This window comes from Mesorhizobium comanense, from assembly GCF_005503535.1.
Classification (GTDB): domain Bacteria; phylum Pseudomonadota; class Alphaproteobacteria; order Rhizobiales; family Rhizobiaceae; genus Mesorhizobium; species Mesorhizobium comanense.
On record NZ_SCNN01000025.1, the window covers coordinates 1 to 12,869 of the forward strand.

Sequence of the window (12,869 nt, forward strand, 5' to 3'; positions counted from 1 at the left end):
TCTTGACCCCGCGCGGCCAAAGCCGGTCAACCAACACGCGCATGCCGTCGTCGGCAGCCGGGCTCTCATATGCCCGTTTCAGTTTTACTCTCTCGTTGGAGATTTCTTCACTCATCGACGTCGCTCCCGCACTGCTGTTGCCTTTCAAAGACATAGGGCGTGCGGTCGCAACTTCGAGAACAAAATCAATTTTCAGGGAACCAAACTGAAGAAACCTCATCAAATCATTGGTGGACGTATTCACGTTAAGGAGAAAGACAATGAAGTTCTTTATCGATACAGCCGACATTTCTGAAATCCGCGAGCTTGCTACCGCAGGTTTTCTCGACGGGGTGACCACCAACCCGTCCCTTATTGCAAAGACCGGCCGACCGATCAGGGATGTGATCAAGGAAATTTGCCACACAATCGAGGGCCCGGTTTCAGCGGAAGTCACCGCGATCCATTTCGATGGCATGATCGCCGAGGGAGTGCGTTTGGCCAGCATCGCCGCCAATGTGGCCATCAAAGTGCCATCCACCTGGGATGGATTCAGGGCTTGCCGGGCGCTCAGTCAGCTCGGACACAAGGTCAATGTCACCCTGTGCTTTTCAGCCAACCAAGCACTGCTCGCAGCCAAGGCAGGCGCGACCTTCATTTCGCCGTTCGTCGGCAGGCTCGACGATCTCGGTTTGGACGGCATGGAGGTGATCCGGGAAATCCGCAAGATCTATGACAACGACAAATCCTTCACGACAGAAATCCTGGCGTCCTCAATTCGTACCCCTCTCCACGTCAAACAGGCGGCGATCGCAGGCGCCAATATCGCGACCGTGCCACCGGCGGTGCTCAGAAACCTCGCCAAACACCCGCTCACCGACAGGGGACTTGAGTCCTTTCTCGCCGACTGGGGCAAGACGGGGCAAGCGATCCTGTAATCGCTCGCAACAGGCTTCCCTGGGAGACGTCACGCCTTGCCGTCCGCCAGCCACGTCATCGCGTGTATAGGAGGGCCTCGCGAAGGCTTGGACCGGGCGTCACGGGCCGAGGTGCTGATCGTCAGTTGCCAGCGCCGAGGATGTTGGACACGCCATTGTCCTCGGATTCCTTCGCGGCTAGCCGATTAACGATGCCCTTTTTGATGCCATCTACCATTGCCTGAAGCCCAGGCCGCATGGATTCTATGGCTAGTTTTTCAGCCGGCATGTCGACGAACAGCCGGTTCGCGGTAAGGCGCAAGCTGACGTCATCGAAAATCATGCCGGGCGTGAAGCTTTCATACATGGAAGTCGCCGACCAATGTGTGGGGTCGGAATTATCGACGTCTATCAAGCATCGATGTGACTGATCCATATGTGATATCTGGCTCTCGATCTCGCGGCGAACGCTGCAGCCGAAGTCGACAACGTATCTCCGTTCCGCTGCTTCGTACTCGCCATCCATGAAGCGAGACCATCGATAGTCCAGAAGTCCTGGCTGTCCCTGTCTGGTGTAGCCATATGAGTTCCGGCCCTTGATCGACTGGTAGAGTGTGGTGTCGAAATCCTTTTCCTTGAGGTCAATACCCTCGCATTGTGCGTACACCAACGACGCGTCCATTCCCAAAAGCGAGTGAGCCTTCTCCTCTCGTGACTCGCATCGGTCAAACACCAGTTTGATCCGGAAGATCCGATCCATAAAGGAATATGTGGTCGCTGTGGCCTCTCTCCCTATCGAGCACACGGATTTCTCGATCTGTTGCGCAACATATCGCCGGTCTGGATTTCGATCTACGCGCGGGTTCTCTTTGCCAACTACGAACACCAATGACATGAAGTCGTGCACTGCAACCGGCGAGAAAAGGTCAGCCCCGATTGTGGTCCCCAAATCGACGGTCTCCACCGGCACGGAGTGTTGCGCTGCGTGGGCACATTTTGCGTTCGCCCCAAGAGCAGCCTCAAGCTCGGAGGGCGATTTCTGCAGTTGTTCAGACCAGACGAATGCCTGAGCGGAGGCCAAAGATGGCATCAGGGTGAGAGCCGCTAGAGCTAGTCCGATTGCGTACATGGGTATCTCCCTGGATTCCGTGAGGGTGTCTATCTGCTGCATGCTCAACCTGCAAGAATAGGTGGTCTTTTCCTGGACTTCGACGGCTTCACACCCTTCAAGGTTTTCTGGGTGGCGGCGAGAGCGATCGAGAAGCTCGTCGTCAACGCTCGCCGGACCACAATTGAAGGCGCGAACGATGGCCTATGGCACAACGTCGATGGTGGTGTCAGCGTCGACGAGAAAGGCAAAGGGAGAAGCCAAACCTGCTTCGCAAAGCACCTGCTAGCAACTTGCCTCCCCAGCAAAAGCTGTCGTTTAACGTATCATAAAAATTGCATGCAATTGCCGATTAAATTCGTTTGCACGATATCTAAGAAGGCGAGAAACTACACTGTGTATGCGGCTCGGTCGCAACGAGTGAACTGGTCTGGGTCTTTGGCAGTCCTGAAAACCTGACGACGCGCCGGCCAGGCGAAAGATATTCCGATGCTGGTGGGCTTGGAAGTTCCCGCTTCACCGAACACGCGATGACACGGGATCGCCAAGGGAGAAGATAATGGCTGAAGGCCATAACAAACTAGACGGGCCGGATCTGGCTCAGGGGATCGCGTTCTCCGATCTTCCCGATGGTGGAAAGCTGGTAGGCCATTGCGGCGATGAACAGGTGCTGCTGGTGCGCCGTGGGGCCGAGGTTTTCGCCGTCGGGGCGACCTGCACACATTACGGCGGGCCGCTCGTCGACGGTCTTATGGTGGAGGATAGCGTTCGGTGTCCCTGGCATCACGCGTGCTTCGATTTGCGCACAGGCGAGGCCTTAAGAGCGCCTGCCTTCAATCCACTCGCTTGCTGGTCGGTTGAGCAGCGCGATGATCGGATATTCGTGGGCGAGAAGCGCAAATGGACGGCACCGAGGCCGCGTGCCGGAGACTCCAGCTTGGTTCCAGGGAAAGTCGTCATTGTCGGCGGCGGCGCGGCCGGTTTCGCGGCGGCGGAAAGACTGCGGCGCGAACACTATCATGGCAGCATCGTCATGATCAGCGACGACGAAGCGCCGCCCGTCGACCGGCCGAACCTCTCCAAGGACTACCTCGCCGGAAAGGCCCCTGAGGATTGGATTCCGCTCCGCGGCGAGAAGTTCTATTCAAAAAACCATATCGACCTGCGTCTCAATACGAAGGCCGTTGACATCGACCTGCGTTCCCGCGAGGTCGTCCTCGCTGATGAAGGAAGGATTCCTTACCACAGGCTGCTGCTTGCGACCGGAGCCGAACCCGTCCGCCTGACCATCCCAGGCGCCGACCAACCACACGTTCACACGCTGCGCTCGCTCGCAGACTGCAAGGCGATCATCGAGCAAGCCACCACAGCAAGGCGCGCGATCGTGATTGGAGCCAGTTTCATCGGGCTCGAGGTTGCCGCGGCCCTGCGGGCGCGCGATATCGAGGTTCATGTCGTGGCGCCGGACAAGCGGCCCATGGAGCGGGTCCTGGGCCCGCAAATGGGCGACTTCATCCGCGCCCTCCATGAAGAACATGGCGTCGTATTCCATCTCGAGAACACGGCGACAAGCATCGACGGCAGGAAGGTGAAACTCAGCAGCGGCGGTACGTTGGCGGCGGATTTCGTCGTCGTCGGCATCGGCGTGCGGCCGCGGACCGGACTTGCCAAAACGGCGGGGCTGGTCGTTGGCCACGGCGTTGTTGTGGACGCCTTTCTGGAAACCAGCGAGCCAGGGATATTCGCGGCCGGCGACATTGCGCAGTGGCCAGATCCTTACAGTGGCGAGAACATTCGGGTCGAGCACTGGGTGGTTGCAGAGAGGCAGGGGCAAACCGCGGCCCTGAACATGCTCGGCCATCGGGAGATATTCGCGGCCGTGCCGTTCTTTTGGAGTCAGCATTACGATGTTCCCATCAACTATGTCGGCCATGCCGGACAATGGGATGAGATCGCGGTCGATGGAGACATCACAGCCAGGGATTGCCTGCTGCGCTTCAAACGCGAAGGACGCACGCTGGCTGTTGCTTCGATCTTCCGCGACATCGAAAGTCTGAAGGCAGAGATGGAAATGGAGCACCAGATGGCGACTTAGCAAAGCGCTCTCGGGCGCCGCAGTCCGAAGAAGAGCGCAATGAGAAATGGCTGAGCGGAATGCCGTCGTGACCCAAAGGAGTTCGGATTATGTCCACAATGCAACAGGAACTGAGCACCACCAATGGTTTGGGCACGGTCGCGCCCGCTCAACATTATTCAACGATCGTCAAATTCATGGAGGCGGTCGCTAAGGACGAGCCCAACGAGACGTCGACGTCGGTTGAAATATTCTCGATCAATGGCCAGTGGTACTGCCAGGTCCGTCGCGGCGATGAAAAGACCAAGCCGATGGGCCCCTATACCAAACTACAGGCTGAGCGGATCCAGGAAGCTCGGAGAATGTTGATCGCCAAAAAAGGTACCGCTCGGATCATGTTCGAGTAGGGCGAGGAGCATCGACGGTCACGCCGGCCGGCGACGCTTCATGACGATGGTTGTGACGCCGAGTTTTTTGAGGCGTTGCAGGGCAGAGGTCCGTCCTTCTAACGCTTGATGACAGCTGTCGCGTCGCGTTCTGCGGCGCATCGCCGGTTGGCGTTTCTCCCTTAGCAGGATCGACTCATTACCCATCCAAGGAAGGAAATCCAATGGCCTACAAGTCAATCGTCCTCAATCTCGACATCGACGGTATGGTCGCTCCTGTTATCAAGCTTGGTGTCGATTTGGCCCAGCGGTTCGATGCGCGCCTGATCGGTCTTTCGGCCGCCGACGTTCCTCCGCCCGTTGTGATGGAAGGAGGAGTGGCCTTCGACGGAGAAAGCATGATGCGCCAGCGGAAAAACATCGAGCGACGAATTGAGGACCTCCGCGCGGAATTCGAAGGCCTTGCTGGCGCAACGGTTGATACCGAATGGCGTGGAGCGGTGGGCAATCCGACCCGCTTGCTGATCGACTCGGCACGCGTGGCCGATCTCATCGTCACAGCGTCGCCCGAGGGTGCCTCTTCTGGCAACGTCCATCGGTCCACCGATCTCGGCAACCTGATCCTTCAAGCGGGACGACCTGTACTGGTCGCCTCAACCAACCAGGAAAATTTCCGCATCAACAAGGTTGTTGTCGGATGGAAGGACACGCGTGAAGCCAGGCGTGCGGTTACTGATGCCATGCCCTTTTTGCAAATGGCCCAGGAGGTTCGTGTCGTTACGATCGATAGTGACGCAACCGACGAAACCTGGAACAGCCTGGAAGATGTCGTTGCCTTACTTTCCTTTCACGGCGTAAAGGCGAAAGCGGAAGTGTTTCCGGAAAAATCCGATGGCGGAACGATCGCCGATGTCGCCGACGCGATGCATGCGGATCTGATCATATCCGGCGCCTACGGCCACAGCAGGTTCAGGGAGTGGATCTTCGGCGGTGCTACCCGCTCGCTGCTGGAAAATGATCGATTGAACCGGGTCATGTCGAATTGATCACGTTGCCCGAGAGGTCGGTGCGCACCGTCAGATTGGAAAATCCGAGCAGGAACCCTGCCCCAGCGGAGCGTTTCGTCGCGCCGTCCCCGGAGCGCGTTGCACGCCGAGGCTGTAGGATCGAGCAAGGAGGCTTTCCATGAACTCCAGTACACCTGACATTGACTATTTGGACTTCGGCATTGGCATCCTTCTGAGCCAGCTCGCAGATGGCGCCATGCTCGCCGGCCATGTTGACAACGAGCCCGTCTTGCTGGCGCGCCGAGGCGAGGAGATATTCGCCGTTGGATCGGTTTGCACGCACTACGGCGCACCGCTCGCCGACGGACTCCTCGTCGGCGACACCGTTCGTTGTCCCTGGCATCATGCCTGCTTCAGTCTGCGCACGGGGGAGGCGCTCCGCGCCCCTGCCCTGACATCGATCCCGTGTTTTGATGTCGAGCGTAACGACGGCCGCATACGGGTTCGGGCGCGGCGCAAGCCCGCATCGCACCGGTCGCTTCCAGCCCACTCCGGCCTGCCCGACTCGATCGTGATCGTCGGCGGCGGCGCTGCTGGCCTAGCGGCCGCTGAAACCTTCCGGCGTGAGGGCTACGACGGGCGGCTGACGATGCTGAGCGCCGATACGTCGGCCCCTTGCGATCGTCCTAACCTGTCGAAGGGGTATCTCACGGGGACCGCCTCGGACGACTCGAATCCGTTGCGCACGGCTGAATTCTACCAAGCTCAGGACATCGAGCTGAAGCTGGGTGCGCGTGTGGGTTCTATCGACACAGGGGCACGGCACGTCGAACTCACTGACGGGACCCGATATGCCTATGACGCGTTGCTGCTGGCCACGGGTGCCGAGCCCGTGCGGCTGGGTACGGGTGACGAACGGCCTCACGTCCGCTACCTGCGGACGCTTGCCGACGCCCATGCGTTGAACGCCGACGCTGTGGCGTCACGTCGGGCCGTGGTGATCGGCGCCAGCTTCATCGGCTTGGAAGTTGCTGCCTCGCTGCGCGCGCGTGGCGTCGACGTCCATGTGGTCGCCCCCGGAGCAATCCCCATGCAGCGGATTCTTGGCGACGACCTCGGGCAGCATATCCGGACGCTTCACGAGCCTCATGGTGTGGTCTTCCACCTCGGCACGACGGCGGCTTCGATCGGTGTCGGCGGCGTCACCCTGAAGAATGGGGCCACACTCGCGGCCGATTTTGTTGTCGCGGGGATCGGCGTGCGCCCAACTCTGACACTGGCCAAGCAGGCCGGGTTGGAGCTCGACCGCGGAGTGACGGTGGACCCCTATCTGGAAACCAGCGTTCCGGGGATTTTCGCCGCCGGTGACATCGCCCGCTGGCCCGACCGTCGCACGGGTGAGAACATTCGCGTGGAGCACTGGGTGGTCGCTGAGCGCCAGGGGCAGACCGCTGCGCGCAACATGCTCGGCCGACGTGAGCGGTTCGATTGCGTGCCCTTTTTCTGGACCGAACAGTACGACTTCAGCTTGGCCTACGTCGGCCACGCCGAAGGGTGGGATAAGGCAGAAATCGACGGTGATCTCACAGCAAGAGACTGCACAGTCACCTACCGGCGCGGCGGCCAGAAGTTGGCCCAGGCCTTCGTCCATCGGGACTTGGCGGGACTCCGCGCCGAACTGGAGTTTGAGCGGGCGATGGTCAGGAACGAGTGACCGCCAAGATCTAGTCCCTCAGCCTACACTTGAATTGCGTCTGCCCAAGCGGAGCACACAGAATGACCGAACACAAGAAGGCACCGCGGCACCGCGCCGCTCGTGATGACGAAACGGTTTGAGGTCGGGGATCGGGTGAGTTGGAATTCGGAAGCTGGTCGCGTCAGCGGTACGATCGTTGAGATTCATACCCAAGATGTAGACTACAAGGGCTATACGCATCGCGCGAGCCCGCAGTCTCCACAATACGAGATCAAGAGCAGCAAGACCGACCACGTGGCCCTGCACCGCGGCCAGGTGCTCACCCGATTGAGTGACTGACGGCCTGGCCGAATTGATCGAACCAATCAGGCCGCGTAGGCGTGCGCTCATGGCGTTCCGGAGTGCTCCCGTGAAGGATTCATTGCCGAACAGCTGTCGACGATCCCGCTCGCCGCCGGGCGACAACCGTTCGACTGCCGGGGAGTGTCACGTCTGCGGTTAATAAGACCGGTACCGAGTCCGCCGCGAGTTGATCATGACGCCGGCTCATGAGGGGCGGCTGCGCCGCTGAGGATGGCAGCAACCCGGGTGCGAAGATGAGGCGCCAATTCGTTCTCGAACCACGGGTTGCGACGCAGCCAGACTGTACTGCGCCACGAGGGATGAGGCAGCGGGATCACTGCGGGACCATAGGTGCGCCATGCGGCGACGGTCGCGGTCATCGACGGTCCCGAGGTGTGCTGCAACGCCCACCGTTGAGCGTAAGCACCGACCAGGAGCGTCAGTTCCACCCTCGGCAGGCACGCCAGAAGCGACCGGCGCCAGAGCGTGGCGCACCGTGGCGGTGGCGGATAGTCGCCGCCTTTGGGATTGGTCCCAGGAAAGCAGAACGCCATCGGAGCCACGCCGATCCGCGAGTCCCCATAGAAGACATGGCGATCGAGCCCAAGCCACTCGCGCAACCGATCACCTGAAGGGTCGTCGAACGGCAATCCGCTCTCATGCACCCGTCGTCCTGGCGCTTGGCCGCAGATCAAGAGCCGGGTCTCGGAGGTTACCTGCACCACCGGACGGGGTTCATGGCTGAATTCCCCAGCACATGCGCGACAGGCACGAATGTTCGAGAGTAACGCGTCGAGTTGCGACTCTTCCGAGCTAGCGCATGTTTTGGGGCTCCGCAGGTCGAAGTTAGTTGCAGCAATGTCCACCAGGTCGTTCCATTCCTAAGATGAGAGAAGCCTCCGTGGCATCATGCCCAAACAGGAGGACGGCCGCGATGACGAACAACAGTACGGCGATCACTCGATAAAGGGTTTCCGATTTGAGGCGGGTCGCCCGCCCTCCCTGGCCGAGCAGTTCGAAATTCTTGCCGCATAATTGGCTCGAATCTAGCCTCTTTGCGCTTCCAGCCGCTGTTGCAACAACCTCATTCATGCTGGTCTTTTGGGTTACTGTTCGGCGGCTCGCGCCTCCGTGATGAGAACGGACACGTTCGACCATGCGGGCTTCTCGGAGAAGCGGCTGCGCACAAACGTCACCAGGTCAGCAAGGTCGCTGGCGGAGAGCGATCGGCCGAACGCCGGCATGGAGTGGTCGAGAGCGTTCTGGGGCGGCTCGATGCCTTGGTCGATAATGTGGATCAGGTTTCTCGGGTCAGGCCCGCTAACGACGCTGCTTAGCGCCAAAGGCGCCGTGTTGGTGCCGGCGCGGTGGCAGTTCGCGCAGACGCGGGCGAAAGTCGCCTCGCCGCGCTCGGAGGCGGCATCCAGCGGCGGCGGTGCAGGCGAAGACGGGCCGAAATCGACCTTCTCGGCGAAGGACTTGGCTGCCTTCGTCCGCGCGTCCACGTTGGTCTGATCCTGGAAGGAGAGGATATAGGTCGCGATGGCGTAGGCGTCGTCCTCCGAAAGAGAGCCGAGTCCATTGACCACGGGTGTCATGGTACCGGCGGCGATGCCATGATCGCCATCCCAACCATCCAGAAGAAAGTTGACCATAGCGTCGGCCGTCCACGGTGCTGGCGCAGGCGAGGCCATGTTCAGCGCCGGCGCATGCCAACCTTCCAGCGTTTCGCCGGCAAAACGGGCGCCGCTACGGCGCTCGGCGCCGAAGATGTTGCGTGGAGTGTGGCATGCGCCGCAATGGCCAATACCCTCAACGAGATAAGCGCCACGATTCCATTGGTCGTTTCGAGTCTGGTCGGGAGAGTAGGCGCCTTGGCGCAGGAATAAGAAATTCCAGCCGGCGAGCAGGACGCGCACGTTGTATGGGAACGGCAGTTCGTTCTTCGGTTTTGGCGCACTGACCGGGGGAAGGGTCATCAAATACGCATAGATCGCAGCGATATCGTCGTCCTTGACTTTGGTGAAATGGTCGTAGGGGAAGGCAGGGTACAGATAGCCTCCGAGGCGATCTACGCCCTCCCTGAGCGCGCGGGTGAAGGCGGGCAGTGACCAAGCGCCTATGCCCGTATCGACGTCCGGCGTGATGTTTGTCGAAAGGATAGTGCCAAAGGGCGTCCTGATCTCGCGGCCGCCGGCGAGGGAATCACCCCCTGGCTTAGTATGGCAGACTGCGCAATCACCGATCGCGACGAGGCTAGCGCCCTTGTCTATCACGACCTTGTCGAAGGCGTTGGCGGCTAACGGTTTGATCGCATCAATCTCAGAATATCGATCTACCCATGCGTAAAGGCCTACGATCGCCAGTGAGAGGAGAATAAGGGCCGAAATCAAATAACGCATGGCGTCCACCCCTTCACGACAATCCTCCACATCGACACATCGGCGGCAAAGATTCCGTCGCAAAATTCAGAATAGCCGCACGCGCGCTACTATCCGGCTTTCTTCACTAGGCGGCACAACATCATTCCAAAATGGGGTCACCTTCATGCCGCTGTGCCAATTACAGAAAGCTTGCAACAAAACCCACGAATAGCTGTGCCTATCTTCTTTCTTGCTGGTCGGGGAGATCAGCTTTTCTTGGCGTCCATCGCCGCCTTCACGCGATCAGGCGTCAACGGCAGCGTGCGCAACCGCACGCCTGCCGCATCGAATATTGCATTCGTCACTGCCGCGGCAGTCGGCCCCTGACCCGCTTCCCCTGTGCCGAGGAACGGCATGCCTGGCTGATTGATCACCGCAACGTCTATGCTGGGCACTTCCTGGAAAGTGATAATCGGATAGCTCGCCCAATCGGCTGACAGGATCGCCGAATCGCTGAATCTAACTTCCTCCTTGAGCGTCCAACTCAATGACTGGATAACCGCTCCTTCCATCTGGGTGGCGATACCGTTCGGGTTGACGACCTGACCGCTGTCGTCGGCGACCGACGCTCTCAGCACCTGCACCCGCCCGCTACGCGGGGTGACGCGAACCTCTATCGCAACCGCGGTCAACGCCGCGTAGTTCTTGTATCGCGCGAAAGCGATGCCGCGGCCCTGGTTTGGTTTACGCTTGTAGTTGCTCCAGCCGAACAGGTCGGCCGCCTTCGTCAGCACGGCCCGCGCCCGGTCGTCCTTGAGAAAACGCAGCCGGTACTCGAGCGGGTCCACCTTCGCGTCATGCGCCAGCTCATCGATGAACGACTCCAACGCGAAGACGTTTGCATAGGCGCCGAGCGAGCGCGTAGACGACACGCGAATCGGCATCTCACTGACAAAATGCGTTGTCACGGTCTGCCCTGGAAACTCGTACAGCGGGATGGCGTTGCGGCCAGCGCCAAAATTCGGACCGGGGATTTCTTTTGGCGTCGGCTGCTCGAACGGCGGATCAAGATAGCGCGCCGACAGGAGGTTGCCGGGGTTTCCACCCGGCCGCGTGGCGTGCGACGTGGACCATACGTCGGTTTCCCAATCGAGCACGTTGCCGTCGCCGTCCACGCCGGCCTTGATCTTGATGACCATCGCGGGACCGTAAGGCTCCCACTGGTGTTCCTGGGCGCGCGTGTACTGAAGTTTCACCGTTGTGCCAGGAACGGCAGCTGCCAACAACGCCGCGTCGGCCGCGGCATCATCGGCCATGTTGTGACCGTAGCAACCTGAACCCTGGGTGTGGATGCAGCGGACCTTGTCAGTATCCACCTTCAGCATCTTCGCGATCGCTTCCGCGGTCTGCCACACGCTTTGGCTGTGCGTGTGGATGGTCATCACACCGTCCGCGCCCAGCTGCGCGATAGCCGCCGACGTTCCAATAGAACCGTGCATGACATACGGCCGTTGAAACGTCGCCTCAATCGTCTTGACGGGCGCGGCGCCGTCTGCGCGCTTCTGGTCGTGGATTATGTTAGGACTGCTCGGCGCCTTCAACAGCCAGTCATAAATGCCTGCGTTCCCGATCATGTCGTTGGGAACGTCCCACTTCCCAGCCGTGCCCAGCGCGGCCGAGGCCGCCATGGCCTCGTCTTTCGTCTTGGCTATCACGCCAAGAAAGCTGCCGTTGCGCACCACCTTGATCACGCCGGGCATCTTCTCGATCGGCCCTGTGTCGATACTTGTCAGCTTCGATCGGTAGTTGGGCGGGCGAGCGACCATACCGTAGACCACACCATCGGGGTGCATATCTTGAACGAAGGACTCGCCACCGGTCATCTTCGCCGGAATGTCGACGCGCGGCACCGAGGTACCTTCGATCGTGTATGTCGCCGGGTCCTTCAGTATCGGCTTCTCGGTTGCGTTGACGTCCAGTGCCTTGCCGACAACGAGTTCCCAGTAGGTCGTGGTCTTGCCATTAGCGGCGGTGACGGTGCCGTCCTTGACCTTCATGGTTTCAGCTGGCTGACCGAGCTTTTCTGCTGCCAACCCAAGAAGGATGCCACGGACTTCGGCCGAAGCATATTGGACAGCGGTCCCACCGTCAGGCATCGACGTCGAACCCGAGGTGACACCTTCGTCCGGGCAGAGTTTGGTGTCGCCGGCGATGATCTGCAAGCGGCTGAAATCGACGTCGAGCTCTTCGGCGCATACTTGCCCGATGGCGGTTCTGTTGCCTTGGCCGAATTCGACCTTACCGATCAACAGCGTGACGGTTCCGTCCGAGTTGATGCGCAGCCAGGCGCTGAGCATCGGGTTATTCTTCAGGTCATGCGGAAGACCCGATCCACCAGCAATACCCAACGCCTCCGGCGCCTGCTGACCGAACAAATTCGACGGCATGGCAAAGGTCAAAGTAAGAAAGCCAGTCGTTGCGAGAAGCTCGCGCCGGGTCATCTTTTTGAGCATTGTGTTCATGATTGGCCTCCCTATTCCGTCGCGCGCAATACGGCGCGGATAATCCGCGTATGCGTCCCACAGCGGCAGAGGTTGCCATTCAGCGCGGCGCGTACGTCTGCTTCGGTCGGCTTGGGATTGCGATCGATGAGCGCTTGGGCGGTCATGATCATCCCCGATAGGCAATAGCCGCATTGCGCCGCCTGTTCGTCAATGAACGCCTGCTGCAGCTTGCTTGCCTTGCCGTTCTCCATCAGCCCGGAAAGCGTGGTAACCGACCGTCCCCCGGCGCTGCTGGCCTTGGTCTGACAGGAACGGACGACCTCACCGTCAATCATCACGTCGCACGCTCCGCATTGTGACAATCCACAACCGAATTTCAGGCCGTGTTGCTTCAAATCGTCAGTGAGCACCCATAACAACGTTGCATCGTCTGGCGCGTCTGCGGTGACATCGTGGCCGTTGAGTTGGAAATTTAACATCTTCGGATCTCCAG

General features: G+C 59.9%; 12 protein-coding genes and 1 pseudogene. 6 read left to right on the plus strand and 7 right to left on the minus strand.

Annotated features, from left to right (window positions below; genetic code table 11):
* A partial coding sequence (locus FFS37_RS36220) for a DUF488 family protein, N3 subclade (protein WP_232375807.1) occupies positions 1 to 289 on the minus strand: 289 nt, incomplete at its 3' end.
* On the opposite strand from FFS37_RS36220, the gene fsa reads away from it, so the two are divergent.
* Positions 261 to 917, plus strand: coding sequence for a fructose-6-phosphate aldolase (fsa, locus tag FFS37_RS29260; protein WP_137934447.1), 657 nt, complete (start codon positions 261 to 263; stop codon positions 915 to 917). The genes FFS37_RS36220 and fsa overlap by 29 nt on opposite strands.
* 121 nt (positions 918 to 1,038) lie before the next feature.
* Here the strand turns inward: fsa and FFS37_RS29265 are convergent, their stop codons facing one another.
* Positions 1,039 to 2,025 (minus strand): hypothetical protein, encoded by a 987-nt coding sequence (locus FFS37_RS29265; RefSeq protein WP_137934448.1) that lies wholly within the window; start codon positions 2,023 to 2,025, stop codon positions 1,039 to 1,041.
* A 538-nt stretch (positions 2,026 to 2,563) separates the two neighbouring features.
* Between FFS37_RS29265 and FFS37_RS29270 the strand changes: the two genes are divergently transcribed.
* From FFS37_RS29270 to FFS37_RS29290, 5 genes are all read left to right on the plus strand, one after another.
* Positions 2,564 to 4,099: an FAD-dependent oxidoreductase gene (locus FFS37_RS29270; protein WP_137934449.1), complete on the plus strand. Its 1,536-nt coding sequence runs from the start codon at positions 2,564 to 2,566 to the stop codon at positions 4,097 to 4,099.
* A 98-nt stretch (positions 4,100 to 4,197) separates the two neighbouring features.
* Positions 4,198 to 4,485 carry a hypothetical protein gene (locus tag FFS37_RS29275; protein ID WP_126067802.1) on the plus strand — a complete coding sequence of 96 codons (288 nt, stop codon included), beginning with the start codon at positions 4,198 to 4,200 and terminating at the stop codon, positions 4,483 to 4,485.
* A 203-nt stretch (positions 4,486 to 4,688) separates the two neighbouring features.
* Positions 4,689 to 5,510, plus strand: a complete 822-nt coding sequence (locus FFS37_RS29280; RefSeq protein ID WP_137934451.1) for a universal stress protein — start codon at positions 4,689 to 4,691, stop codon at positions 5,508 to 5,510.
* Between the two features lie 139 nt (positions 5,511 to 5,649).
* Positions 5,650 to 7,185 carry an FAD-dependent oxidoreductase gene (locus FFS37_RS29285; protein ID WP_137934452.1) on the plus strand — a complete coding sequence of 512 codons (1,536 nt, stop codon included), beginning with the start codon at positions 5,650 to 5,652 and terminating at the stop codon, positions 7,183 to 7,185.
* Positions 7,186 to 7,290: 105 nt separating this feature from the next.
* Positions 7,291 to 7,506, plus strand: a complete 216-nt coding sequence (locus tag FFS37_RS29290; protein ID WP_137934453.1) for a hypervirulence associated TUDOR domain-containing protein — start codon at positions 7,291 to 7,293, stop codon at positions 7,504 to 7,506.
* Between the two features lie 194 nt (positions 7,507 to 7,700).
* Here the strand turns inward: FFS37_RS29290 and FFS37_RS29295 are convergent, their stop codons facing one another.
* The 5 genes and pseudogenes from FFS37_RS29295 to FFS37_RS29315 all read right to left on the minus strand — a co-directional run bounded on the left by FFS37_RS29295 (position 7,701) and on the right by FFS37_RS29315 (position 12,855).
* Positions 7,701 to 8,375, minus strand: a complete 675-nt coding sequence (locus FFS37_RS29295; protein WP_332312808.1) for a uracil-DNA glycosylase family protein — start codon at positions 8,373 to 8,375, stop codon at positions 7,701 to 7,703.
* Positions 8,376 to 8,391: 16 nt separating this feature from the next.
* Positions 8,392 to 8,508: pseudogene (locus tag FFS37_RS36225) on the minus strand (sulfite exporter TauE/SafE family protein); the annotation flags it as partial.
* A gap of 107 nt (positions 8,509 to 8,615) precedes the next feature.
* Entirely contained in the window at positions 8,616 to 9,911 is a 1,296-nt protein-coding gene (locus FFS37_RS29305; protein WP_137934454.1) for a c-type cytochrome, read from the minus strand.
* A 227-nt stretch (positions 9,912 to 10,138) separates the two neighbouring features.
* Positions 10,139 to 12,394, minus strand: coding sequence for a xanthine dehydrogenase family protein molybdopterin-binding subunit (locus tag FFS37_RS29310; protein WP_210240485.1), 2,256 nt, complete (start codon positions 12,392 to 12,394; stop codon positions 10,139 to 10,141).
* 11 nt (positions 12,395 to 12,405) lie between these two features.
* A complete protein-coding gene (locus FFS37_RS29315) occupies positions 12,406 to 12,855 on the minus strand; it encodes a (2Fe-2S)-binding protein (RefSeq protein ID WP_137934455.1) in 450 nt (149 codons plus the stop codon).
* Between the last annotated feature and the right edge of the window lie 14 nt (positions 12,856 to 12,869).

Excerpts from the sequence above, each read along its gene's own strand:
- FFS37_RS29310 (WP_210240485.1), bottom strand. The coding sequence starts at position 12,394 with ATGAACACAATGCTCAAAAAGATGACCCGGCGCGAGCTTCTCGCAACG.
- FFS37_RS29305 (WP_137934454.1), bottom strand. The coding sequence starts at position 9,911 with ATGCGTTATTTGATTTCGGCCCTTATTCTCCTCTCACTGGCGATCGTA.
- FFS37_RS29265 (WP_137934448.1), bottom strand. The coding sequence starts at position 2,025 with ATGTACGCAATCGGACTAGCTCTAGCGGCTCTCACCCTGATGCCATCT.
- FFS37_RS29270 (WP_137934449.1), top strand. The coding sequence starts at position 2,564 with ATGGCTGAAGGCCATAACAAACTAGACGGGCCGGATCTGGCTCAGGGG.
- FFS37_RS29315 (WP_137934455.1), bottom strand. The coding sequence starts at position 12,855 with ATGTTAAATTTCCAACTCAACGGCCACGATGTCACCGCAGACGCGCCA.
- FFS37_RS29280 (WP_137934451.1), top strand. The coding sequence starts at position 4,689 with ATGGCCTACAAGTCAATCGTCCTCAATCTCGACATCGACGGTATGGTC.
- FFS37_RS29290 (WP_137934453.1), top strand. The coding sequence starts at position 7,291 with ATGACGAAACGGTTTGAGGTCGGGGATCGGGTGAGTTGGAATTCGGAA.
- FFS37_RS29275 (WP_126067802.1), top strand. The coding sequence starts at position 4,198 with ATGCAACAGGAACTGAGCACCACCAATGGTTTGGGCACGGTCGCGCCC.
- FFS37_RS29285 (WP_137934452.1), top strand. The coding sequence starts at position 5,650 with ATGAACTCCAGTACACCTGACATTGACTATTTGGACTTCGGCATTGGC.
- fsa (WP_137934447.1), top strand. The coding sequence starts at position 261 with ATGAAGTTCTTTATCGATACAGCCGACATTTCTGAAATCCGCGAGCTT.